This is a genomic window from Neisseria sp. S1 (assembly GCF_048060015.1).
Lineage (GTDB): Bacteria > Pseudomonadota > Gammaproteobacteria > Burkholderiales > Neisseriaceae > Neisseria > Neisseria arctica.
Genome location: NZ_JBLUPI010000006.1, coordinates 153,044 through 176,115, shown reverse-complemented (window position 1 = coordinate 176,115; position 23,072 = coordinate 153,044). Strand labels below are relative to the sequence as shown.

Below are 23,072 nucleotides of genomic sequence, written 5' to 3'. Positions count from 1 at the left end.
TGATTTGACCATCCCCGGACACAACAAAATCTGCGGCCGGCATATCTACCGGCAGCTCCCTCAAATTTAAAGTCTGCGTTAATTTATACTTGCCGCCTCCTCGCAAAGTACGCTTTATCTTTGTTGCGGCTGCGGCTGCGGCCAATAATGCCGCAGTATCATCGGCAATACCGTCGGCTCGTGCTCCAAAATACTCGGGCTGGATATCATCGGCATAACGCCGCCAGCGCGTGCCATCTGCGCTTACGACCACCGTGCCGCCATTGTCGGCGGTTGCTTTATCTGCTGTGTCTGCTACAAACACGCCACCGCCGATTCCGGGCTTATCTGCGTAGTAGCCGGTTACGACCACCGCGCCGGATTTTCCACGCAAGGCTCGCAGCTCGGCGATACTCTCTACCCGGTAGGCATTTTTAAGCATGGCCGCATCTACATATTCTCGGGTTGCAATTATGATTGACGGGTCTATTTTTAATTGCACGGCGGCAGTATTTGATACTTGGATAACCATTCGTATGGTTTGAGTACGCGCGCTCCCCGATGCTGCTACCGGCTTATATGTTTCGGGTAAATTTCCGATGGCAAATAAATTTCCGGCCTGATCGAAAACGCCCACCTCTCGGATCGTAAAATCTCCCACGTCTTCGGCGATTACCAACTCGGCGATAATCTGATTACTATTATTAACATCAACCTCAAGCCGATTGATGCCGCCGCGGTAAACCTCGCGACGCAGGGCCGTATCCGTTTCCACCGGAGTAATTGGGCGCCCGCCGCCATCACCAACAGCCATTTCGGTAAGATTTACTTGAGTCCCCAAAGCGGCGGCATTAGTGATTTTTCGCGCGCCGATTGTGGTTATAATGGTGTAATATTTTTGAGTCATCAATTTAACCCCGGATATATTGTTAAGATGTCTGCGTCTTGAACGGCGGCCGCAATCCGGCCACTTGATTGAGTTGTGAGGATAGGCTGCAAATACGGATACACAGTTGTAACATCACCCAACACAGTAACAGCCGATAAATTTACCGGCCCAGATACGGCAACCCCTATATTTAAAGCGGATAAATGGCGGGATAGCGGTTTTACCGCCTTGATAATCCGTTCCATTTCTTTGTAATCCGCCTCGGTAAGCTGTCGATCAATGGTAAATAAATCGAGTTTAAAACTTGCCACCGCAGCCGGCGGCGTTTCCTGCCACCACTCGATAACTCTGATTGACACGCCGAAAGGCATTAAGGCATCTTCTATCGCGCCTATCGTGCCTTTATATTTATGTGCCCTCCACGCTTTTTTAATGACGGCTCTCTTCGTGCTTTCAGTCCAATCTTCATTCCAAAAATCAACGCTAAAAGCCCAGGCCAAATAAGGCAACAGCGGAGCAGGACAGGTATCTGGATTCCACAGCCGCCGGATAGCATGGACAACCGGATAATTTTGGCTTCGCGATATTCTCGCCTCTAATCCGCTTCGCGTTTTAGGCAATAAAGTTTTGTAATCACTCATTCTCGCCGCCATATTCAACGCTTACCTCGGTGCAATTTGCCGCCTGCATATCCGACACTGCGATATATCCGGACGGTTCGGACAGCTCGACATGCTGCACACCCTCGACTTTAAGGGCTGCGTAAATCATAGATGGCGAAACATCACGTCCTATCATGCTGTTTTCGGCGATCGCTACCGCCAAACGGGCGCGCGCCTCAGCCAACACCGGCTCATAATCAGGGGTTGGATAAACGTAAATTTTCGCTTTTACGGCAAAATTAATAATCTCGGCAGACTTAACCGTTACCCTATCGGCAAGCGGCCGCTTGTATTTATCGTTCACGGCTGCCCGCACAGCCGACAACACATCCTCGGTTGCCGTGCCGTCTCCTTGGTTTGATAAAACTGCAATATCGACAACCGCACCCGACGGACTCACTGCGCTCACATCTTTAACGTGAGCATGGGCATTTATAGCGATCGTTTCATAAGCTGCTTTCGGCCCTGCCGTACTTAATGCCTCAAAGGCTTTTTGTATTCTTACGCGCAAAGCGGAATCAGTTTCCAGTATTTCTTCTACCGGCGGATTGACAGCATTATCCGCCGCCTGAATAACAAATCGCTTAATATCATAGTTAGCGGCAATTTGATCCAAATCGCGACCGGCAGCATAAGCCAACATCAGACTTTGAGCCGCCTCGTTTAACTCGGCGCGCCATATCATCTCGTTATAAGCACACTCCTCAAGCAATTTGACGACCGGCTCGCTCTCAAGCTCAAGTGTGCCCGCCCAATATTGGCGGTCGGCATCATTATCGTATTGCTCGACGAACTGCTGCTTTCTACGCGCTAGAATTTGTTCATAATCAATTTGCTCGACAACATCAGGCGGCGGGATTTTGCTTAAATCGGTAATCTTCGGCATTAGATGACAAACTCCTCGGATTTCCCATTTACGCGGGTTCTTATTAATACTTGCAGGCCATCAGCCGCCGGATTAACGTTAATTTCCGCCCCTTGCAAATCTACGCGCGGCTCCCACTCGGCAATAGCTATCACTGCCGCTGCGGCAATCCGCAGGCGGGTAGCCTCATTTAATGGCTGGTCAATTAATTCCGGCAGAAGACTGCCGTAATCCTCACGCTGCACACGGGTACCGATACTGGTATACAAAATATCGCCAATGCTTTGGCGGATGTGATCCAACAAATCCATGCGACGCCCGGTATCTCTGCTCATCATTATTGAGGCCCTCCCGTATTGTCTCCGCCAGCCTGTACTCCGTTATGGGTATGGCTTGATAAGTTAACGCCGTTACTTGCAACGGAACCTTTATTTATAAAATCGCCCTCATGCGTGATCGGGCCCGTTATAATCGTCCCCGCACCGCCTGTGCCTGACATCCCTCCTTGATATGACAACAGACCACCTACAACAACGGCATTTGTAAATTCGACGACCGGGCAATTAAATTTAATGCTTTCTCCGCTGGTAATTTCTGCGGTTTTAATTCCGCTAATTTCCATTTTTCCGGATTGATGGTTGTATTTAACGCACGCTCCGTCCGGATATTTTGTTACTGTCTCGCTTTCCTCGACGGATGGGGCTGGATATTGCGCGGATGGCAATCCGCAAAGCACCAAACCGGCAGCAGTTTCGCCGCTTGGTGATAAAACAAGGCAACTTTCGCCCACCGATGGCGGCCGATGGCATGACACACCGCCGGCAGCTGACACAAAATATGGCAAATCATCTGTAATCAGCTTGCCGATTTGCACGCGCACGCTACCAGCAGCAGGGTTGACGCTATGGACAACGCCGCGCTTTATCAGGTTTTCGATTATTCGTGTTATTTCGGCTAGATTCATGCCGCCTATTTTTTCAGGCAAACGCGCGGGCGGCGACAACAAGAATATTTAAGGGGATTTTTTACAATTGATTTTTATAAAAAAAGCCGTCTGAAAAATCAGACAGCTTTTTTTATATTTTAAAACGTTTCTTCATCCAGCATTACAGTATCGGCGGTGCATTTATTACAGGCATCTGTAAGCTGTTTTAAAAACTCCGCTTCATTTTCCGATCGGCTGTCGAAAAAAATGAAATCTGAAAACCAAATGCCAATGCCTGAATCGTAGGCAAGTTTACCGTTTTCGGTTTTCCCGATTTGGCCTTTAATTACCGCAGTCGGCAAATCTCCTGAAAAACCATCATCAAATGATCGGCGTGCCAAAAAGCGCGGGTATCTGGTATGTACCACAAACTCGTCATTTTCGCCGCGTGCTTCGCCGTGAATTATGGGTGGGTAGCGATTGAAAATATTATTTTTTGACAACTTATCCTCCTTAAAAGCCGCCTATAGCGGCTTTATGGTTAGATTTTAAAAGTATCTTCTATCCAATAGGCATTTGAAAATTTCCCAAGAATTTCTTCCCCATGTTCAGGGGATGCGTATCCTGTTACATCAAAACCTTTGGGTGCATCTTTTAATGTTTCAATAAGTGCGCGGGCGCATTTGACACTGGCTTCTGATTCGCTGTTATAAAGTAACGAAAAACGTTTAGATGTGATACTCCCAACCGTGCGTCCGATGCTATCGTCAACGAAAAGAAAGCTATCCACTTTCTTTGCCCATTTAACCATTTCGCTCCGGTTTAAAGATTCATCACTGCGGCTGATATTAAAATAGATGCGAATAAACATTTTGAAATCCTTTCGGTTATTTATCCAAGATTCCGTCTTGGTGTCGGTGGTCGCTGTTTTGCGTCCATGTGTTTATAATACCAATCTGCCTAAATTTAGGCAAGCATTAAATCTGTTAAATTATGTAATAATGCCATCAATAACCGAATCTATTTTAACCTGCTTTTCTTTTAGCAAGGTTAAAATGTCTACAACAATCCCGGGCGGAATTTTTCTTGTTCCTGCTACCATTTCCCTGATTCTGCGGCTGTTTATGTTTAGCGCATCGGCTAAGTCTGTTTGCCATCTTTCTCCATATAAAACTTTTCCGATTGCTATTAGATTTTCGGCTGTGAACTCTTTGTCGGCAGCATAAAGGTAATCGTAATAGCCTTTCCAGAATGGGCCTTGATTATGGAGCTTTACTCCGCGCAAGGCTTCTGATTCTGCCGGTATTTTATCTATAATTCTGGCGATCTCTTCTTGATCTGCCATCTTCACAAGCCCCGGCTTTTTAGCCATCATGCCTATCCCTGTTACTGGGTGAGTAAGTAACTGTGCTTGAACATCTGCCGGAATTTCCCGGCCATAAACGCGTGCTGCCAACAGACCTACCGCATTCATGATTTTGTTGATATCTTCCATTTTTTTATCCTTTTAAATAGGCGGCAATAAACCGCCTGCAGGTTAGCTAATAACCAATTGCTCGGCTGCTTGCCAGCTAATGTTATTAATAATAGCCTGTTTCTTTTTCTCGATTTGCTCGGTGCGTCGGATAATAATGTTTAGCAGCCGACGATATGTTTCCCGCTCTTCTTGGGATAGTGGATCGAAGTCTATAGAATCTAAAAATCCGGCTTCAGGGTTTTCCGCTTGATATTTAGCATTCCCGGCTGTTTCTTTGACTTCAAGCGGCCTTGCTTTTTCCTCGGCCCACTTAATAATCCAGTCGTTTGCCAGTTGGTTGTTGAGTTCTTCGATTTGGTTCAGTTTATCCATTTTGAGGGCTCCTTTAGTTTATAGCCTGCGTGGTCGGCACCATTGCCTTACCGTTGATATAATCATAGCAAATTGCCTAAATTTAGGCAATAGTTATTTTATTATTTTTTTGTAAAGATTAAGGCCGTCTGAATTTCAGACGGCCTTATTTTATCCTGCAACTGTACGCTTCTAAATTATCTACAATCCAACTTGATAAAAAATCAATAGCCTTACTGTTTTTTACAACTGCTGCAAATGCTTAATGATTGTATCCTCAATGTATCTCAAATCTTCAGGCGCGAATCCTATCATCTCGCGTGATGGCAAGTTTTTTGACGGATTGCCGTAATGATGTTCGGCGGCGATTTCCGCCATCAAACCACCCATAAACCCGATTGCAGCTTCGGCGGCAGTTGTTTTACTTTTTAGCCAACGACGCCCAGGCAATCTTTTAAACATCAACCCACTTTTTCTCGGCTGGTGGATATAAATATATTTTTTTAAAAATCCGCCGGCTTTATAACCCGGGTTGCCCTCGGTTATCTCTTCACCGACAAACCTATCTCCTTTATCTATCAAGTATTTCATTTGGAGATTATGGCTTTTAAAGTATCCGAACTTCTGCCCCGGCTTCAGACTTTCTCCGGCTCTCAAACGGCGTGCTTTCCAGGCCTCACCTTGCCTCGCCGGATAAGCCATACCGCCCGGCGTTACGTTTGCCTTAATTCGTGCGGCTGTGCGGCTTCTCATTTCGTTCCCGATTTGTCTTGCCAGCTCCCGGGTTTGCTGCGGGCTTAATTTTGATATCAAGCCGTCCAAATTTGTTAAATATGTATCTAAGCTATTCATTGCGCTCCCGCTACCTCATCCGGCAATCCCGACCAGGTTAAATCATTTTTAAGCTGTGGCTCCCTGCGGTGTGTAATGTTGATTTTTCCGTCATCATCAATCAAAGCCAACACTGACTCAGTAAGCCTTAAAACAATGGCTATATCTGCCGTTTTGTCGTCCAAGATATCAGCCTCAAAAACATAACTATCCGCCGGCACACTACCCGGCCCGAGGATATCGGGCTGATTGACCTGCAGCCAAGCGATAACGGCAACATTTAACTTATCCAATCCATCCGCGTAATCGGTGATATTAATATTTAATCGATAGCTGATTTTATGACCTAAAGTATGTTTGTTCGCAATTGTTTTACCATCCACAACATACATCGCCAGCTTATCCGGATTATTTCTTAATTCCGGCAAGGCGGCAGCCAGGGCGTCCCTAAGCGAAGCGGGTTTTTCCATACTTATCTATTTCCTCTTGGCACTCCACACAGCAACGGCAACCCGGCACCGCAAGACGGCGCGCCTCGGGTATTAGCTCACCACATTCTTCGCATTCATAAGCTGACACTGCCGCTGCGCCAACGGTTTTTTCTGCCTGTCTGCGGATTGCGGCTTCGCGGTGTAACTGCTCGACTTCTGCGGCGCGATCGTAGATATCAGTCATTATTTTTCGCCTCTTGATTATTAATACACGTTTGTAATGTATCGCGGGCGACTTTACAGATATCCAATGCCACGCGCGTATCGATTAACGCGGCAGCCAAATCCGCATTGGTGCGGACTTCTGATACCGGTTGTCGGCATTCTGGTACCGGCGGGCATTTTAACGGCTGATATTCCGGCTGCTGCCTTAAAGCGCAAGCAGACAACAGAATTGCGGTAATCGCCATCAACAACGGTTTATATTTTGTCATCATGGTTTAACCGCCTTTTTAATTTCTTCGGGCAGCTCCTGATTTGCCCATTGCTGATTACTCTTTATGGCACCCGCCAAATCTTCTCTGTCTGCCGCTGCTTTAGCATTTACGGCGGCTATTCCTTCGGCAAGCTGTTCGGTTGCAGCCCGGTATCCGGCAAATCGTGATGCCTCGGCCGCATATGCCGCACGGGCAGCTTGTGCAACAAGCTCTTGCTCTGATAGCTTATTTTTCAGGCCGCCGATTGTTTTTGACATGGCGTAGATTGTGCCAAGCATGGCGATAAAAATTACTATCGCGACAATTCCGGCCGCAGCTTTTAGTTTTTCTTTAATCATTTTTTCTTTCTTTGGCTTTTCGGCCGTCTGATTTTCAGACGGCCTGATTTTCTTTTTTCTTCTGTTACGCGGCCCGCACCTGGCCGCCGAAATAGACATAGGCATTTGCCAGCTTGGTATCGTAGGCATTTGCCCGATAATCCGGGCCATTGTAGCGGCGGGCGAAATCCGCCCAATCGCGATTTTTTAATGCTTGATGCAGGTTTTTATCGGCTTTAATAAACTCGGCAAATGCTATTAAGTGGGCGTTTTCACTTGTTTTCATCGTATCGACAAACTCGCCAACGGTTTTAAATCCGGCGGCTCGGTGATTAAATCCCATAATTTGATAAGCCCCCCAACTACAAGACATCATCGCGATTTCGCCGTCAATGTAAAACGCGCGCGAAAAACGCGGATATTCAGCGGCACCACCTTTATATCCGCCGCGCGCCTTGTTACAAACGTGCGGGCTGGTAGCTGCTATTTTGTCGGCATAGGCTACGCCGTGTTTTTCTTTCAACAATTTGTAAAAAATATGCCGCTCAAAAAGTATTTTCACACGCCCGTCATTTAAAAAACCGCGACCTCGTGCTTCTACCTGGTTAACTGCCATGATTGCGGCGACATCTACATCCAGCATCGCAGCGGCGGACTCTATCGCCGTTTGGTCTAACATATTCTCTTGGCGCTGGCCTCGTAGCGCCGCCATTGTTTGCATTCCGGCCCTACCATCTACCACTAACGGCGGCAATTGCGACGCCTGAAACGCACGGACAGCCTGTTCTGTTTTTCGGCCAAACCATCCGTCTACCTCTACCTTGTGTCCGGCGGCATTAAGCAATCCTTGCAAGGCGGCTACTTCGCTGCCAACGCTACCAACTTTCAAAATTGTTGACATTTGTAATCCCTTTTACGGTTTTAAATTTTCATTTTTGCGGCATGGCCGCCTTGCCCGATTTGACCTCTTCCGCATCATCCGGCGGGCTTTTTAGGTGAGTTGCTAACTTATTGATATTGCCGCGCGCGATTAAAATCGCGCCAACATTGGCTGCAAATATAAATATTAACAACCAAATAACGAGCGACTCACGCCGCATCATAGCGGCCCCAACTAATGCCGCGATCAAAACGAACATCAACCATGCGACCAATGCGGCAACCCAACGATGTCGCTTGCCGCGCCCGTCGAACAACAAAATACTGATCCCGGCAGCAATGCCTAGTGTGCTGATTATGGTGTATTGCAAAATATCCATTTTTAAAGCTCCGGCAGTTTCGGTGCACGCAGGCTGTCTATCAGCCAAAACACTTTTTCAACGGTGATAACAATAAATGCGGCAGCTAGGGCAGACGCCATAAATTCGTTGACTTGCAATGCGCCCGCATCGGCTGGCAAGATGCGGAAAAGCCAGCGCAACACCCAATCTAAAAATTGCACCATGCTCTCACCGGCGAAAATGCCAGTAAAAAACGACACTGCAAACAACCACGCTTTATGAATCGGTTTGTAATTGTTCGGGCGTAGCACAAATAGGCTTGCGCCAACGAGCGCTCCAAAGGCAACTGACGCCGGCAGGCTGTAACCGCCCATGATAATCACCGCAGCATTTACGGCGGTTGTTTGATTGTTTTGCATTTTTAATCCCACAAATTGACGGTTGCGATTTTTTCAGCGGCCAGCTCCGGCACAGCCGGCATGGTAATCACGGTGCCAACCGGCAAAACAGCAGGCAATCTGCATAATCCCGGATTAGCCGCAAGTATTTGCTCAACCATCCCCGCCGATCGACCATAAAAACGATAAGCAATCGCGCTGATCGTGTCGCCTTGCCGACTGATTACGGTGTTTGCAGCCATTTCAAATCAACTCGCTATCTACACGGCGCCGGCCTTTTATATCGGCGATAGCGGCATGGGCTTCGCGGCGGTAATCATCGGCCGCCTCTTGTTTTGCTTCTGCCCGTTCGGCGGTTTTGCCGGTTGCGTCGTAATCAGCATATGTTTCCAGCAGTTCGGACTTGGTGTAGCTATAAACTGCGCGCAGATAATGATGCTCGACCACAGCAATCCCGTTTATTTGACCTCCGCCAATCCCTGACAGGCTGCTTATTCCCGCCGCCTCTTTTTCGGCGGCAAACTCGGCGAGTTGTGCGTTCACATAGGCGACTGCGGCGGTTGCCGCATAATACAGACGAGATGCGGTAACGGTATCCGTGATGCGCGCTTCTTGCCGCATTTTCGACAAATCAACAATCGGCCAAAAGCTACCGCTATAAATCATGTTTTTGGCCGTACCGGCGGACTTTCTTCCGGTATTCTCTGCAAAAACAACATGTTTCATTTCAATCAACCTTGTAGATAGCGCGGCTCTGTTGCTTGATATTTTTTAGGTTAATTCCTAAAAATTCCGAGCCGCAGGCCGCGCTATGGGGGGGGGGAGGTAGTTAAGCAGCAGACTCAAGCTCTTTAATCAATTGCTTGACGCCCACCTTGTCGTAATATGACAAAGCTACTTTATATAATTCGAGTGCACGGGTTTTTTCTCCTGCTTCTTGCAGCACACTTCCCGCCGCTTTCAAAAACTTCGCGCGCACCTGATCGGGCATATCTACTTTGTGGGTACCGCTTTCCGTTTTTGCTGTTGATAGCTTAATTAGACTATCTAAGTTTTCGACGTGGATCTCGCCGCCCAATTGGATTTGTTCGGCGATTTGCTCTACCAATAAAGTTGGCAAGCTACGCTGGTATTGGTCGCCGGCCTGAAAACCTTTTTCAATTGCAAATTCAACCAGCGGCGTCGCTTCATCAAGCGCGCCTGTATCAATCATCCAAACAAGGCAGGTTGTAAACACTTCGTCGTCGAGCGCCGGCTGCTCGGCTTTTAAAACACCTTGCATCCATTCTGCGTATTGCGGCAACAATTGCGCTTTTGCCAACGCTTTGTCTTTAATCGACTCAATCAGCCGCACGGCGGCCTTGTCTTTTTCTAAATTTACGCGGAGCTTTTGATACATCGGCAGACTTTCCAAATCCGCATCAGCGGCCGCCTGATTCTGTAATCGCGCCGATTCGCGCAAAAAATGTTGTTTAGCAGGTGTCATCTACATTACCTTTCCATTTTTCAGACGGCCTAAATAAAGGCCGTCTGAAATCCGATTACGCCGGCGTGTATTCGATATTTTCAATCAACGCGGCAGCGCCTAACTCTTCGATCACAAAATCGATGTTTTCGCTTTCGTAGTTTGCAACGCGGTCAAATTCCGGCTCGTCTTTAACCGATCGGCGATGTCCGGTGGCGTGAAAATAAATAGACAGGTTAGCCAGCGGGGTGATAAACAATGTATTAGCCGGGAAATATGGCACCGCAATTGCATCAATGCCGCCGATTCGGCGTTTCGACGCCAACACATCGGCTGCGTTGAGTTCGGTTGCTTTGTCTTCTGCCCCGTTAACAACGGCAAAGTATTTATCATCCAGCATTGAGCGATTGCATATCACAACCAAATCTTGGCGACTGTTAAACTCTTCGGCCAGCAGATTAGATACAGCATCCATGACTACCGCATCTAAATTTTTATATGTTTCCGCGCCCGGTCCATATTTAACTGCTTGTTTGGTTGTGCCAATCTGCCCAGACTGCCAACCCATTGTGCGAGCCTGGTTAGTTTCGCGCATTTGCTGCAACCAACCTTTACCGCAATCCTGCAACAGCGGGTTAGATTCAGGATTGCTGGTTACAGCCCATTCTTTTCCGTTAAAGCCAATCGAGATCAGGCTTTCCGCTTTTGATTTAACAATGCCTTGCTGCACCAACTGCAGATAGTTCGGTTCTGCCGCCCACTCGTCCAATTGCTCGTAAGTAAACGCGGTATCAAAATTTACTTTACGCAATCGATACTCGCGCTTATCTGCCGTACCTTGAGTTTTAGGTTGACGGCGCCCATCTGCATCGGTATAGCCTGTCGCGGATTTACCTTTGCGGCTAGCGGTCAAACCGGTAGTGATACCAATAATTTCGCCGGCGTTGTTTTGTTTTGTAACGATATTTACCAAACTCAAAAATGCACTTGATTTACGCATCGCCGCACGCATTACGCGCGATTTTTGAGGCTCTACGGCAAATGTTTTTGCAGGATTATCAACACCGTTTGCCTTTGCGGTTGCGGCAATAAATTTTTTAGCTGCTGGCATTTTTTAACCTTTTTCAAATATTTTCAGATCGATTGCTTACCAATTAATGCTCTCATTACCGCTGCCACTATGCGGCTTACGCTCACCGGACACCGGTGCGCTTTCCACTTCTGCTTTAAATTTTTCAAACTTATCTTGTAAGTCTTTAAATTTTTCAACCATTTCGGCTCCAAATTTGGCGGCCGCTTCCAATTCAGCCTTAACCTCTTCAAGATCGGACTTCTCGGCATATTCTTTTTTATCACCGACATCAGGATTTGCCACTTGGCTCGGCGCATCCTTATTTTCAGCGTCTGTATCTTTAGTTTCAGTTTCACTCGTTGCATTTAGGCTTGCGAACAATGCGGCAAACAAGCCTTGTTTTTTGGTTTTTTCTGACATTTCTGTGTACTCACTTAATTTGACTGATTTTTCCGCTTCTGAAACCGCGCTGACCGAAAAGTGGCGCGATGTGTTTAGACTCGCTGGCGTATCGGTAACAGCTAAACCCACAAGATATGCTTTACCGGTATCGGCAAACTGCTCGACGTATTCGATACTTGAATAGATTTTTTGGTCGCTATCCCACATTTTTTGCAACGCTGGATTAACCGCCAATTTTGCATATAGGGCCACTTTGTCGCCCTGTTTTTCCGCTTTCAGGGCAACTACGTCGCCTAAGCCTGCAAATTCAGGGTTTGGCAGCAAAAAATGTAGATGCTCTAAATTGATACGAGCGCCGAGTGTTTCGGGGTTGTACGACTCCGCCATCTCGCGGATGTGTTCGGCGGGAATGGTGCGGCCGTCGGCTGTTTTGCCGGACAGCGCAACCAAACGCCACTCGGTTATTTTTTTATCTGATTTGCCTTTGGACATAGCCAAGCCTTTAAATTGGTTACGCTTGGCAGTTTGGCAGCGGCTTTTAGGTTTTGCTATTGATTGGACGATTAAGGGGATTTTTTACAATTTTGAGCGGATGCGGCGGCGGTGGTTTGGGCTGATAGTGTCGCTATCGTTGATTTTTTAAATCCTTATGTCAAAGCTAAAATTTACCAAACCAACCACGCCGGAAAATAATGCCAACCTTGACCCGCGTTTGCTTGCTCGCGCGCTGTATTGGCAAGGCTGGCGGATTTCGGCAATCGGCAATCATTTGGGGATCAAACCGGCGACGGTCCACTCATGGAAACAGCGCGACAACTGGGATGGCGGCAACCCGGCGCAACGGGTAGCTGCGAGCGCCGAAGCTCGTTTAATCCAATTAATTAACTTACCTACGAAATCCGACGGCCATTACAAAGAGATAAAACAGCTTTCCGCCTTGGTGGCGGATTTTTCAGGCGGCAGCCGAACGGCAACAAGTGCGCCCGCTGCCAATGTCGGCACAGCGATGCCCGATCCGCCGACTATTGACAATCCACCCCAAGAAAAGCAAGAAAAACGGGCAAAACAAGAAAAAAAACCTCAAAACTGGTTTGAGCCTGAACAGCTCAAACGAGTCCAAGAGATTTTCTACGAACAACAGTTTGCTTATCAAAGATACTGGGGCGAAATTGGTAAAAAGGTTAGATTCCGCAATATTTTAAAAAGTCGCCAAATCGGCGCCACTTTTTATTTCGCACGCGAAGCGTTCATTGATGCGCTGATTTCCGGCCGTAATCAGATTTTTTTATCGGCCAGCCGCGCACAGGCTTTCCAGTTCAAAATTTATATCTCGGACCTCGCAGCAATGGTTGATGTTGAGTTAAAGGGCGACGTTATCACGCTACCCAACAGCGGCGCGAAGCTCTATTTTCTTGGCACCAACTCACGGACAGCCCAGGGCCGCACTGGCAATTTATATCTTGACGAGTATTTTTGGGCGCCTGATTTTAACCGATTAAGCACTTTAGCCAAACCAATGGCTGCCCAAAAGCGATTTAGGATTACCTATTTTAGTACGCCATCGAGCGAGGCGCACGAAGCGTATCCTATTTGGTCGGGCGCTAAGTTTAACGACGGGCGACCAGCATCCGAGCATATCAGCTTGGATATTTCGCACACCGCACTATCCGGCGGCCGGCTTGACCCTGACGGGCAATGGCGGCAAATCGTAACCCTTGATGATGCCGAGGCCGGCGGTTGTACCTTATTTGATAAATCGCAACTTCAGCGCGAGTATTCGCCGCTTGAGTTTAGCCAGCTTTTTAATTGCGAGTTTATGGCCGATGGCGACGCAGTATTTGAGTTTTCACAGCTCAAGCAAGCCGGCGTTGATAGTTGGGATTTATGGGCGGATTTTTATAAACCGTTTGCTCCACGGCCCGCCGGTAATTTACCAGTATGGATCGGCTACGACCCTGCCGATAGTGGCGACAAAGCGGGCTTGGTTGCGGCCATCGCACCAAGAAAAACCGGTGATAAATTTAGGGTGATCGAACACAAGCTATTATCCGGTAATGATTTTGCCGCTCAGGCAAAAATCATTAAAGAGATGCTGTCTGTTTACAACGTTCAGGAAATCGTTATCGATACTACTGGCATCGGCGAGGCAGTCTACCAACTTGTTAAAAATTTCTTTCCGCGCGCAATAGGTATTAAATATACAGCAGAAATTAAAGCCATGATGGTTAATAAAGCGCTTGATTTATTCCGCCGCCGCCGGATTGAATGGGATGCCATGCGTAGCAAAGATATGGTTGTTTCATTTACCGGTATCCGGCGGCAGATGACTGCTAGTGGCCGGGCGGTTACTTACGTTGCCGACCGAAGCGCAGCGGCCAGCCATTGCGATTTAGCGTGGGCAGCGATGATGATTTTTTACATTGAGCCGCTAGACGGTGGTACCGGCGGCAAGATTGATATGGATTGGGACTAAAATGGATGATAAAAAAGTTAACACTATCAGCACTGACGCAGATTTTTTCAGCGCGGCCGAACTTGTCGGACACTCGGCCTTAATGGATGCGATTCAATGTCATGACAACGGTAAATATTTTGAGCCGCCCGTTAATCAGCATGATTTGGTGCGGCTGCTTGGTGTTGGCGTACATCATCAGTCGGCATTGTCGGCAAAGCTAAATATTCTAACTTCAACTTTTAAACCGACCGCTTTTTTATCGAGATCGGAATTCAAAAAGTTTGCTTTTAACTACTTAGTTTTGGGCAACGGCTATCTTGAGGCACAAGTTAATCGGCTTGGCAAAGTGCTGGCCGTTAAAAACAGGCTTGCTCTTTATATGCGGCGCGCATCCAATCTGCGCGATTATGTTTATATCCGCGATAACGGTCATCTTGACGAGATAAGCGGGGTTAATATTGCCCATCTAATGCAGCCTGATTTAAGGCAAGAGGTTTATGGTCTGCCCCATTATTTATCCGCTTTAAATTCGATCGAGTTAAATAACGGAGCCACGATGTTTCGCCGCCGCTACTACGAAAACGGCAGCCATGCCGGCTTTATTTTCTATACCACAGAAGCCCAAATGAATGAATCCGATTGGGAAAACCTCAAACAACAGATGCGATCTGCCAAGGGAGCAGGCAACTTTAAAAATCTATACCTACGTTCACCCAACGGAAACCCTGACGGAATAAAACTTATTCCAATCGCAGACGTCGCCGCGAAAGACGAGTTTTTGAATATAAAATCAATCAGCGCAGATGACATGCTGGCTATTCATAGGGTCCCGCCCAAACTAATGGGGATTGTTCCTAAAAATGCCGGCAGCCTTGGCGACGGTATAACTGACGCCCGCGTGTTTGCGGCCAACGAAATCGCGCCGATACAGCGCGACATGGAATCTGTTAATGACATGTTCGGCTTGCAGGTCATATCGTTTGATGATTACACAATTGAGCGCGGAGATTCTGCCTGATACGTTTGTTCCTCGATGCTTTGAAAAATTACCGCCTGAAATTAGGCGGTAATTTTTTTATATCCCGCTTACCCCCCCAGTCGGCGCACTCCCCCTCCCGCCGGCGCATCCCGAAAAACAGGGCTTTTTTTATGCACTCACACTGACCCGCCTAGCCCTTATATTCCGCGTATCTTCCGGCCATTTCTCGTCGTAATTTTTTATGCACTTTCATGCAAAATAATGCGTCTTCATGCAGCATTACGCAGGCATAAAATAGCGCGTTTTTCTGTTCTACAACCTATTATTTTTTTCTTTAAAAACAAGCATATTTTTATTGACTTTTTCGCATATATGTAGATTTAAAATCATGTTATGTGCATGATTTTTATCAATATCGCTGCGGACTCATAATCCCTTGGTCGTGGGTTCGAACCCCACCGGACCCACCAAACAAAAACCGCATGAAACTTAGCTTTCAGGCGGTTTGTTTTTTATTTTAGTTTTATTTTTGTTCTAAAACTTTAACTGCGGCCTATAATTTCAAATTCTTTAAAATACTTATCTAAAACTCTTTCCTTCAACTCCCCACTCATATCTTAAACATTCCGGCTATTTTATTTATCACGATATATCCCTCTCTTTTAAAGCGGTCGTCTGAAAACATTCAAGCATCAAACAACAAGCGCCATTAAATAACAAATTTACATAAAAAGCTTACATTTATTTAATCAGTTTGTTACAATTTCAAACTTTTATGCCAATAGAAATAACCAAAATAAATATAAAGCCCCTCAGTTGCTTTAAAAAATTCAGGAAAAGCAAAAGCATATAGAATAAAGCAAAACTATTCTATCAAACTACTATGCTCCTCTGACAATTGAGTCTGCTTTATAAAATAACCATACTAATAACAACTTTGAATTTACCCTTTTAATTTAATTATGATGAAATCTGTTTCGTGGTCCTCAAAAATCGGCTTTATATTATCTGCGGCCGGCTCAGCAATCGGCCTAGGTGCCATTTGGAAATTCCCTTATACCGCAGGCACTAACGGTGGTGCGGTATTCTTATTATTATTCTTAATTTTTACCATCTTAATTGGTTTGCCCGTACTATTGGCCGAATTCTATATTGGACGAAAAAGTGGAAAAAATGCAATTGATGCATTCAAAATGCTTGCTCCAAACAGTATGTGGCCTTGGGTAGGAAGAATAGGAGTAACCGCTTGCTTTATCCTACTCTCTTTTTATAGCGTAGTGGGCGGTTGGGTATTAGCCTATTCTATTCATGCCTTAAGCGGCAATATTGGTGCCAATACCGATTTTGGTCAATTATTCGAACACACTATTACCCACCCAATCGCAGCTCCTGCTTATCAGGCTTTATTTATGCTCATTACCGTATGGGTGGTGCAAAACGGTATTTCAAACGGTATTGAAAAAGCCAACCGCTATCTGATACCGGCTTTATTTCTTTTGTTTCTCTTGCTGGCAGTACGCTCACTCACCCTACCCGGAGCAATGGAAGGGGTATATTTCCTATTTACCCCGGATTGGCAATACCTTAATCCGCAAACGATGCTGATTGCTCTGGGGCAAGCCTTCTTTGCATTAAGTATAGGCGTATCGGCCATGATTACCTATGCCGCTTATTTGAATGATAAACAAGATACCTTCCGTTCTGCACATAGCATTATGTGGTTGAACCTTTTGGTATCTGTTCTTGCCGGTTTGGTTATTTTTCCTGCCGTATTCGCTTTCGGCTTTAAACCTGATCAAGGTCCCGGTTTGATTTTTATTGTTTTACCTGCCGTATTTCAAAAAATTCCATTCGGAAATATAGCATTTGCCATTTTTATCCTCTTGGTGCTTTTTGCTACCCTCACATCTGCTTTTGCCATGCTAGAAACCGTTATTGCCGCTATCACCCGTAATGATGAAAGCAAAAGACGCAATACCACCCGCTGGATAGGGGCGGCAATTTACCTCATTGGGATCCCCTCGGCATTGTCGTTCGGCCTGATGAAAGATTGGCAACTTTTCGGTAAAACCATTTTTGATTTATGGGACTACCTGATTACAGCCTTGATTATGCCTTTGGGTGCGCTGCTTATTGCGGTTTTTGTCGGCTGGTTCCAACCCAAATCCGGTGTACTGGCACACATGAAACGCGGCACAACAACCCCCTCTTGGTTAGCTGATCTCTGGCTGGCAATCGTCCGTTTTTTGGCTCCGTTGGCTATTTTATTGGTCTTTGTACATACACTTGGTTGGTTGTAATCTACCAAAAATGAAAAAACAGCAAATCAATTACAAAAGCTTCATGCAAAATGCAAAAAAATTATCATTCATTTCAATAAAATATGAAATATAAAAAAATGCGTTTACAATTGATAGCTATTTGCAATTTTTAGTTATTATTTGTTTAAAAATAATTATTAGAGTAATTGAAATTGTATTGATAATATACCGCTAATCTAAAAAAAATACCGCTAATCAGAATTACTTTAGCAGAATACAATCTTCAAGAGGGACAATCTCATCATGACTATAGTTGCCATTGACATCCAACCACAATGTCGGTTTGCTTGCCAAGCAGCAAACGATATGCCAGCTATTTCACACCCGGAACAAATCGTACCCGAGCTCAACCGCCAAGCGAAATTGGCAGATAAGCGCATTTTGGTAGAAAACCGCTCAAAGTTTCCGGGCACAACTTTATGCGATACCTTGTTAGAGAACCATCGCCGCTCCCATCCCTGCCATAACAGCAAAAGCAGTTTCTTTCAGCGCATTTACGAATGCCGCGGTCAAAATTTGTTTCCTGGAATTCCGTGCTCTGCGGATTACGATCAAGTTATTGAAACTCACACTTCGACTACCCGTAGTGCCTGTTTTTATGATGCATTAAAACATCACAATACCGATCTTTTCCTATACCTTATCCGTAGTCGTGCACACACGGTCATCATTGGCGGCCTAGCTACTGAATTCGCCGTACGCAATACCGCATTGGATTTGGCAAAATCAGATCGCTGGCAAGTAATCGTTAACTTATCGGCCTGCAGAGGCTATGCTCCCGATGCAGTTATAGAAACCATTGCCACTTTACGCCGCCATGGTGTAAAAGTAGTTACAGATACCAATGAGCTGACGCGGCTTTTAGAAAAAAACCAAACTATGCAACAATGTGCTAAAGCTTCTTAAGTTTCCTTCGCAACTAACCTTACCGTTTAGTGTGTGACAAGCCGTTTGTTTCAAACGGCTTTTTTTTATCTTTTTATGATTAGTACCCAGTCACAAAACGTTTTTACCAATTGCCTCCAACTATCAATAAGGTTATGAGGCCATCTGTAAAACAGCAGGAAACTTTTACCTGATAAATAACTGTTTTACCACAGTATCATTTTTGTGCGTACTTACCCGATAGAAAACATATTGATACAATTAATTCAACTTCAAAAAGTAATAAATACTGTATAAGAGTGTTTTCATCTCAAATACACAAAATTTAAAAACATGAACTTAAAAAGCCGCCCGAAGTTTCAGACGGCATCTAAAAGAAAGGCTTGAATCATGCGTAATATCCGTTCTATATACAATGCACCTCAAACCCATTGGGTAGGCAACGGCTTTCATGTATCCCCTTTGTTTTCACATATGGGCGAAGACAAACAAACCAGTCCTTTTTTAATGTTCGACTACGCCATGCCTATGGAATTTTCGCCGAATGCCGCCTCTCCCCGCGGTGTGGGCGCTCACCCCCATAAAGGGTTTGAAACCGTTACCATTGCTTATCATGGCGAAGTGGCGCATCGGGACAGTACCGGCGGAGGCGGCGTCATAGCCCAAGGAGACGTACAATGGATGACAGCCGGCTCGGGCATCATCCATGAAGAATTTCACTCAGAGGCATTTAGCCGCCAAGGAGGCGTATTTGAAATGGCCCAACTTTGGGTGAATCTGCCCAAAGCCCATAAAAATACGCCGCCACGCTACCAACACATTCCTGCCGACTCTATCCCGGTAGTAGAACTCGATAACGGTAGCGGCCATATCCGTATCATCGCCGGTGAATATGCCGGCCGGCGGGGTCCGGCAGATACTTTCACCGAAATGAACGTATGGGATATATCACTAAATGCCAATCACGAAATCACCCTTACCCTGCCCGCACATCATAACCTGATGATTGCCGTACGGCGTGGTACAGTGGAATTTAACGACCGGTATCGCGCTGTCGACACCCAATTAGCCAGCTTTGAAACCGAATCCGGTGATATTAATATCAAGCCCCTGCAAAACAACGCCGAACTTCTGCTACTCAGCGGAGAACCTATTAATGAGCCAATTGCCGCTTACGGTCCTTTCGTGATGAATACCCGTGATGAATTGGTACAAGCAGTCGAAGATTTCAACAATGGAAAATTCGGTGAATTGAAATAAAATACTTGGGGCAAACTCAACAATAGTTTGCCCCAAATATTTTTGATTACTATTAAAACCTACCGATTTTTTCAGACGGCCTCGTTTCCATTACTATCCGTTATCTTCAGAAGCTGTCCGCTCTATCTCCACTCCTACTTCGCGCACATCGGCTAGAATTCCCGGCTTTATCACACGCACACGCACGCTCAACGCGCCAAAATCTTGTAAAACCAACTCGGCAATGTGCTCCGCCAAAGCTTCCAGCAATAAAAAACGTTGCTCTCTTAAACTCTTGCGGACAGCATTACATACATCTCCATAATGAACCGTATCATCAATATGGTCTGAATGCGCCGTTTTTTCCGGCACGCCGATTTCCAAATCAATCGATAATGTTTGCAGCTGCTCGCGTTCCCAATCGTAAACACCGATAAGGGTATCTGCCTTCATACCGTATAAGAAAATTTTATCCATTTTGTTTTTAACCGTTTCACGTTAAAATCTCCGCTTCATTCTAAAACAAAAGTCTTCACTATGCTGCTAAATTTATTTGTAATTCTGACCGCCTACCTCATCGGTTCACTCTCTTTCGCGGTAATCGTTTCCAAATTCTACGGCATGGACGACCCTCGCACCTATGGCTCCGGCAATCCCGGAGCTACCAACGTCTTGCGCAGCGGTAAGAAAAAAGCAGCCGCACTCACTTTACTGGGAGACGCACTCAAAGGCCTACTCGCCGTATTAGCTGCCCGTTGGCTGCAAGATTCGCTGGGATTAAGCGATACCACTATTGCTGCCGTTGCCGTTGCCGCATTGATCGGACATATGTGGCCGATATTTTTTGGTTTTAAAGGTGGCAAAGGTGTTGCTACCGCCTTAGGCGTTTTGCTTGCCCTTTCATGGCCGACCGCTCTGGTTTGCGCACTTATTTGGCTGGTAATGGCTTTTGGCTTTAAAGTATCCTCACTCGCAGCCTTGGTGGCCACTGTTGCAAGTCCTATTGCCGCCTACTTTCTGATGCCGGCCGGTTCGTGGGTTATCGCTACAGTTATCATTGCCTTGTTAGTGTTGTACCGCCATAAAAGCAATATCCAAAATCTGTTACAAGGCAAAGAAAGTAAAATTGGCGACAAAGCCAAAAAGGAATAAATCATCTCCCGTAAATCAATGATTTTAATAAAACTATATTCGCTAAAATCTCATCCCTATACGGAATTCTGATATAAAAAATAAATGCCGTCTGAAATTTCAGACGGCATTTATTTTAACAACACAAATAATTAACGACGCATGCGGGGCTGACGCATGCCCTTTTGCATCTCACGCATCTGCTGCATTTGTTCTTGTTTTGTCGGGCGTTTTTTAAACATTGCATGAGCCTCCGCAACCGAACATTCCCGAGAAAGACAGATAATGGTAACAGCATCTTTTTGAGCCTGCCCACCGCTATGATACATACGGCGCAGATTTGCTTCGTTCACACGACCGTTTTCAGGATCGATATCAAATTTTTTCAACCGCTCGATAAATTGGCGTTGCTGGCGTTTTGAGTACCAAAAGAAACCGGCAGTAGCCGCCCCCATTACCACAATCGCAATCGCAATCGCAATCGGCCATGAATTGGTAAACAATACCAAAATCAAACTTAATACCGCCGTAGCCAAAATAATCAATCCCGCCAAACGGATTTTGGTTTTTTGATCCATATTTTTATTTCCTTCGTTTTACTTAAAATAGGCCGTCTGAAACCTTGTCAAACAGCCAGAATTTTTGCACACAATATCAAGTGTATATTTTGCTTTAAGCTGCCAATCCACTAACCAGATTTTTAAATTCAGCCCAGGCATTTCCCTCTTCCGCACCTTTAATGATTCTGTCTATTTTGGCACAATCCTGTAATGCGGCCAGCAACCTACCGATATTGATACGCTTTACTGCCATAGGTGCCAGGGTTTGTTTGTCTCCCCACAGACGTAAGCTATTGCGTACCGACTGTACGCTTTGGCCTTGCTTGAGTGCAGCTGTCAGGCGGATAAGGGTACGGATATCTTCGGCTACAGCCCACAAAAGCAAAACCGGCTCTTCACCATCTGCTTCCAAACCCTCTAACAGGCGCGAAACCCGCGCGGTGTCACCACTCATCCATGCGCCGGCCAATTGAAATACATCAAAGCGCGCCACATTGGCCACCGCAGCTTCGGCATCTGCCATGTTGACCAAATGCCCGGAAGGGTGCAATAAAGCCAGTTTGTCTATTTCCTGCTTCGCGGCCAGCAAATTACCCTCTACCCGCTCTGCAAACAAGGCCAAAGCATCCGCTTCTATTTCTAAATTCTGCTGCTGTAAACGCCCGCGAATCCAAGGTGCCAGCGCAGCTCCGTTGACGGCTTTAGCCTCTAAAACCACTCCGTGTTGTGCTAAAGCCCCAAACCATTTGGCTTGTGTTTGTACACGCTCTAATCTTGGCAGAACCACAATCACTGTTGTATCTTCAGGAAGATTTTCGGCTAATGTCTGTAAAGCATCACCGCCGTTTTTTCCCGGCTTGCCATTGGGAATATGGATTTCCAATAATTTCAAATCGGCAAACAATCCGACACTACCTGCCGATTGAAGTAATTCGTTCCAATCAAAATTTGCAGAATCAGCAGTATATACCTCACGGTTTAAATAGCCTTGCTGCTTAGCCGCCAAGCGTAAGGTATCCAAAGCCTCTATACGCAGTAAATCCTCTTCACCGTGTATCACATACAAAGGCCTAAGCGGTAAAGAGGAATTAAGTTGGCCGATATCCATCACCGACATCAGTTAGCTTTCAAAAAAGTCAATCGGCGTATAATTTGCTCGGCGGCATCAGTACGCATCTCAGCCCAGATAGTCGCCTCTTCTTCTTGTTTACCGAGTACTTCACTATCGGCATATTCCATAGGGCGTTGGATAACCACTTCGATCGGTTCTCCCAATTTCTCACCGTTACGGCTTACTTCTGCCACAACCCGTAGAGCTAGCAAATATTCATTGATTGCAGCCGCTTGTGTGATTGTATAGATATCCTTACGCATATCTACATTCACAATTCTAATCTCTGCTTGTGCATCAGGAGCTGCAACAGGTTTGCCGTCTGCGCGATGCAACGCCGTTTCCAAAGCTTGCTGTAATGCACCGCCGTCTACATACCAAGTTTGGTAAGGTAAAGTCGAAGGCATACCAATATGGCCTTTTAGATGAAATCCGCAGGCAGAAAGCATAAAGGCTACAGCAAGCATCAGAATTTTATTCATAACCGTATCTTCAAAGATAAATTGCGCCAATTATAACGCAGCTGATAGCGGATTGTCAGTCAAAGGGTACAGGCCGTCTGAAAATTTCAGACGGCCTGTACGACTACCGTATTAAGTTTGCAGACATC

Annotated in this window: 32 protein-coding genes; 6 read left to right on the top strand and 26 right to left on the bottom strand. The window is 46.0% G+C overall.

Going from position 1 to position 23,072, the window contains the following annotated elements:
- From ACEPPX_RS06495 to ACEPPX_RS06390, 22 genes are all read right to left on the bottom strand, one after another.
- The coding region (locus ACEPPX_RS06495; RefSeq protein WP_416623402.1) for a phage tail protein at window positions 1-886 on the bottom strand (886 nt) is incomplete at its 3' end.
- On the bottom strand, window positions 886-1,509 hold the full coding sequence (locus tag ACEPPX_RS06490; RefSeq protein WP_416623401.1) for a phage tail protein I: 624 nt from the start codon (window positions 1,507-1,509) through the stop codon (window positions 886-888). The genes ACEPPX_RS06495 and ACEPPX_RS06490, both read right to left, overlap by 1 nt.
- Window positions 1,502-2,416 (bottom strand): baseplate assembly protein, encoded by a 915-nt coding sequence (locus tag ACEPPX_RS06485; RefSeq protein WP_416623400.1) that lies wholly within the window; start codon window positions 2,414-2,416, stop codon window positions 1,502-1,504. Before ACEPPX_RS06485 ends, ACEPPX_RS06490 begins: the two co-directional genes overlap by 8 nt.
- Entirely contained in the window at window positions 2,416-2,733 is a 318-nt protein-coding gene (locus ACEPPX_RS06480) for a GPW/gp25 family protein (RefSeq protein ID WP_416623399.1), read from the bottom strand. Before ACEPPX_RS06480 ends, ACEPPX_RS06485 begins: the two co-directional genes overlap by 1 nt.
- Window positions 2,733-3,359 carry a phage baseplate assembly protein V gene (locus ACEPPX_RS06475; protein ID WP_416623398.1) on the bottom strand — a complete coding sequence of 209 codons (627 nt, stop codon included), beginning with the start codon at window positions 3,357-3,359 and terminating at the stop codon, window positions 2,733-2,735. Before ACEPPX_RS06475 ends, ACEPPX_RS06480 begins: the two co-directional genes overlap by 1 nt.
- Window positions 3,360-3,478: 119 nt before the next feature.
- Window positions 3,479-3,823, bottom strand: coding sequence for a hypothetical protein (locus ACEPPX_RS06470; RefSeq protein ID WP_416623397.1), 345 nt, complete (start codon window positions 3,821-3,823; stop codon window positions 3,479-3,481).
- A gap of 38 nt (window positions 3,824-3,861) precedes the next feature.
- Complete coding sequence (locus ACEPPX_RS06465; protein WP_416623396.1) at window positions 3,862-4,191, bottom strand: hypothetical protein; 330 nt, start codon at window positions 4,189-4,191, stop codon at window positions 3,862-3,864.
- 120 nt (window positions 4,192-4,311) lie between these two features.
- A complete protein-coding gene (locus tag ACEPPX_RS06460; RefSeq protein ID WP_416623395.1) occupies window positions 4,312-4,815 on the bottom strand; it encodes a hypothetical protein in 504 nt (167 codons plus the stop codon).
- A gap of 42 nt (window positions 4,816-4,857) precedes the next feature.
- On the bottom strand, window positions 4,858-5,169 hold the full coding sequence (locus ACEPPX_RS06455) for a hypothetical protein (protein WP_416623394.1): 312 nt from the start codon (window positions 5,167-5,169) through the stop codon (window positions 4,858-4,860).
- A 222-nt stretch (window positions 5,170-5,391) separates the two neighbouring features.
- On the bottom strand, window positions 5,392-6,000 hold the full coding sequence (locus tag ACEPPX_RS06450) for a phage virion morphogenesis protein (protein WP_416623393.1): 609 nt from the start codon (window positions 5,998-6,000) through the stop codon (window positions 5,392-5,394).
- Window positions 5,997-6,449: a phage tail protein gene (locus ACEPPX_RS06445; protein WP_416623392.1), complete on the bottom strand. Its 453-nt coding sequence runs from the start codon at window positions 6,447-6,449 to the stop codon at window positions 5,997-5,999. Before ACEPPX_RS06445 ends, ACEPPX_RS06450 begins: the two co-directional genes overlap by 4 nt.
- The gene (locus ACEPPX_RS06440) at window positions 6,427-6,654 is read right to left on the bottom strand and encodes a TraR/DksA C4-type zinc finger protein (RefSeq protein WP_416623391.1); all 228 of its coding nucleotides are present in this window, start codon (window positions 6,652-6,654) and stop codon (window positions 6,427-6,429) included. The genes ACEPPX_RS06445 and ACEPPX_RS06440 overlap by 23 nt, the downstream gene beginning before the upstream one ends.
- Window positions 6,647-6,907: an Rz1-like lysis system protein LysC gene (gene lysC, locus ACEPPX_RS06435; RefSeq protein WP_416623390.1), complete on the bottom strand. Its 261-nt coding sequence runs from the start codon at window positions 6,905-6,907 to the stop codon at window positions 6,647-6,649. The genes ACEPPX_RS06440 and lysC overlap by 8 nt, the downstream gene beginning before the upstream one ends.
- A complete protein-coding gene (locus ACEPPX_RS06430) occupies window positions 6,904-7,245 on the bottom strand; it encodes a hypothetical protein (protein WP_416623389.1) in 342 nt (113 codons plus the stop codon). Before ACEPPX_RS06430 ends, lysC begins: the two co-directional genes overlap by 4 nt.
- Before the next feature lie 64 nt (window positions 7,246-7,309).
- On the bottom strand, window positions 7,310-8,125 hold the full coding sequence (locus ACEPPX_RS06425; RefSeq protein ID WP_416623388.1) for an N-acetylmuramidase domain-containing protein: 816 nt from the start codon (window positions 8,123-8,125) through the stop codon (window positions 7,310-7,312).
- A 28-nt stretch (window positions 8,126-8,153) separates the two neighbouring features.
- Window positions 8,154-8,483 carry a hypothetical protein gene (locus ACEPPX_RS06420; protein ID WP_416623387.1) on the bottom strand — a complete coding sequence of 110 codons (330 nt, stop codon included), beginning with the start codon at window positions 8,481-8,483 and terminating at the stop codon, window positions 8,154-8,156.
- Between the two features lie 2 nt (window positions 8,484-8,485).
- Window positions 8,486-8,863 carry a putative holin gene (locus ACEPPX_RS06415; protein WP_416623386.1) on the bottom strand — a complete coding sequence of 126 codons (378 nt, stop codon included), beginning with the start codon at window positions 8,861-8,863 and terminating at the stop codon, window positions 8,486-8,488.
- Between the two features lie 2 nt (window positions 8,864-8,865).
- Entirely contained in the window at window positions 8,866-9,084 is a 219-nt protein-coding gene (locus ACEPPX_RS06410) for a tail protein X (RefSeq protein ID WP_416623385.1), read from the bottom strand.
- 1 nt (window position 9,085) lies between these two features.
- The gene (locus tag ACEPPX_RS06405) at window positions 9,086-9,568 is read right to left on the bottom strand and encodes a head completion/stabilization protein (RefSeq protein ID WP_416623384.1); all 483 of its coding nucleotides are present in this window, start codon (window positions 9,566-9,568) and stop codon (window positions 9,086-9,088) included.
- A gap of 103 nt (window positions 9,569-9,671) precedes the next feature.
- Window positions 9,672-10,328, bottom strand: coding sequence for a phage terminase small subunit (gpM, locus tag ACEPPX_RS06400; RefSeq protein WP_416623383.1), 657 nt, complete (start codon window positions 10,326-10,328; stop codon window positions 9,672-9,674).
- A gap of 55 nt (window positions 10,329-10,383) precedes the next feature.
- Entirely contained in the window at window positions 10,384-11,418 is a 1,035-nt protein-coding gene (locus ACEPPX_RS06395; RefSeq protein ID WP_416623382.1) for a phage major capsid protein, P2 family, read from the bottom strand.
- 36 nt (window positions 11,419-11,454) lie between these two features.
- Window positions 11,455-12,273, bottom strand: coding sequence for a GPO family capsid scaffolding protein (locus tag ACEPPX_RS06390; protein ID WP_416623381.1), 819 nt, complete (start codon window positions 12,271-12,273; stop codon window positions 11,455-11,457).
- A 157-nt stretch (window positions 12,274-12,430) separates the two neighbouring features.
- Here ACEPPX_RS06390 and ACEPPX_RS06385 point away from each other — a divergent pair, with 157 nt between their 5' ends.
- The 5 genes from ACEPPX_RS06385 to ACEPPX_RS06365 all read left to right on the top strand — a co-directional run bounded on the left by ACEPPX_RS06385 (window position 12,431) and on the right by ACEPPX_RS06365 (window position 19,681).
- Entirely contained in the window at window positions 12,431-14,254 is a 1,824-nt protein-coding gene (locus ACEPPX_RS06385; protein ID WP_416623380.1) for a terminase large subunit domain-containing protein, read from the top strand.
- Window positions 14,217-15,254 carry a phage portal protein gene (locus tag ACEPPX_RS06380; protein ID WP_416623379.1) on the top strand — a complete coding sequence of 346 codons (1,038 nt, stop codon included), beginning with the start codon at window positions 14,217-14,219 and terminating at the stop codon, window positions 15,252-15,254. Before ACEPPX_RS06385 ends, ACEPPX_RS06380 begins: the two co-directional genes overlap by 38 nt.
- A 923-nt stretch (window positions 15,255-16,177) precedes the next feature.
- Complete coding sequence (locus tag ACEPPX_RS06375; RefSeq protein ID WP_416623378.1) at window positions 16,178-17,515, top strand: sodium-dependent transporter; 1,338 nt, start codon at window positions 16,178-16,180, stop codon at window positions 17,513-17,515.
- Window positions 17,516-17,779: 264 nt separating this feature from the next.
- Complete coding sequence (locus ACEPPX_RS06370) at window positions 17,780-18,442, top strand: isochorismatase family protein (RefSeq protein ID WP_416623377.1); 663 nt, start codon at window positions 17,780-17,782, stop codon at window positions 18,440-18,442.
- A 369-nt stretch (window positions 18,443-18,811) separates the two neighbouring features.
- A complete protein-coding gene (locus tag ACEPPX_RS06365; protein WP_416623376.1) occupies window positions 18,812-19,681 on the top strand; it encodes a pirin family protein in 870 nt (289 codons plus the stop codon).
- 93 nt (window positions 19,682-19,774) lie between these two features.
- Here the strand turns inward: ACEPPX_RS06365 and folB are convergent, their stop codons facing one another.
- Window positions 19,775-20,137 carry a dihydroneopterin aldolase gene (gene folB, locus ACEPPX_RS06360; RefSeq protein ID WP_047761780.1) on the bottom strand — a complete coding sequence of 121 codons (363 nt, stop codon included), beginning with the start codon at window positions 20,135-20,137 and terminating at the stop codon, window positions 19,775-19,777.
- 60 nt (window positions 20,138-20,197) lie between these two features.
- Here folB and plsY point away from each other — a divergent pair, with 60 nt between their 5' ends.
- Window positions 20,198-20,812, top strand: a complete 615-nt coding sequence (plsY, locus tag ACEPPX_RS06355; protein WP_416623375.1) for a glycerol-3-phosphate 1-O-acyltransferase PlsY — start codon at window positions 20,198-20,200, stop codon at window positions 20,810-20,812.
- 131 nt (window positions 20,813-20,943) lie between these two features.
- On the opposite strand, the gene ACEPPX_RS06350 is transcribed toward plsY, so the two are convergent.
- The 3 genes from ACEPPX_RS06350 to lptE form a co-directional block, all read right to left on the bottom strand.
- The gene (locus ACEPPX_RS06350; RefSeq protein WP_047761779.1) at window positions 20,944-21,369 is read right to left on the bottom strand and encodes a membrane protein; all 426 of its coding nucleotides are present in this window, start codon (window positions 21,367-21,369) and stop codon (window positions 20,944-20,946) included.
- 94 nt (window positions 21,370-21,463) lie between these two features.
- Window positions 21,464-22,468, bottom strand: coding sequence for a DNA polymerase III subunit delta (gene holA, locus ACEPPX_RS06345; RefSeq protein ID WP_416623374.1), 1,005 nt, complete (start codon window positions 22,466-22,468; stop codon window positions 21,464-21,466).
- Window positions 22,468-22,944, bottom strand: coding sequence for an LPS assembly lipoprotein LptE (lptE, locus tag ACEPPX_RS06340; RefSeq protein ID WP_416623373.1), 477 nt, complete (start codon window positions 22,942-22,944; stop codon window positions 22,468-22,470). The genes holA and lptE overlap by 1 nt, the downstream gene beginning before the upstream one ends.
- Window positions 22,945-23,072: the final 128 nt, after the last annotated feature.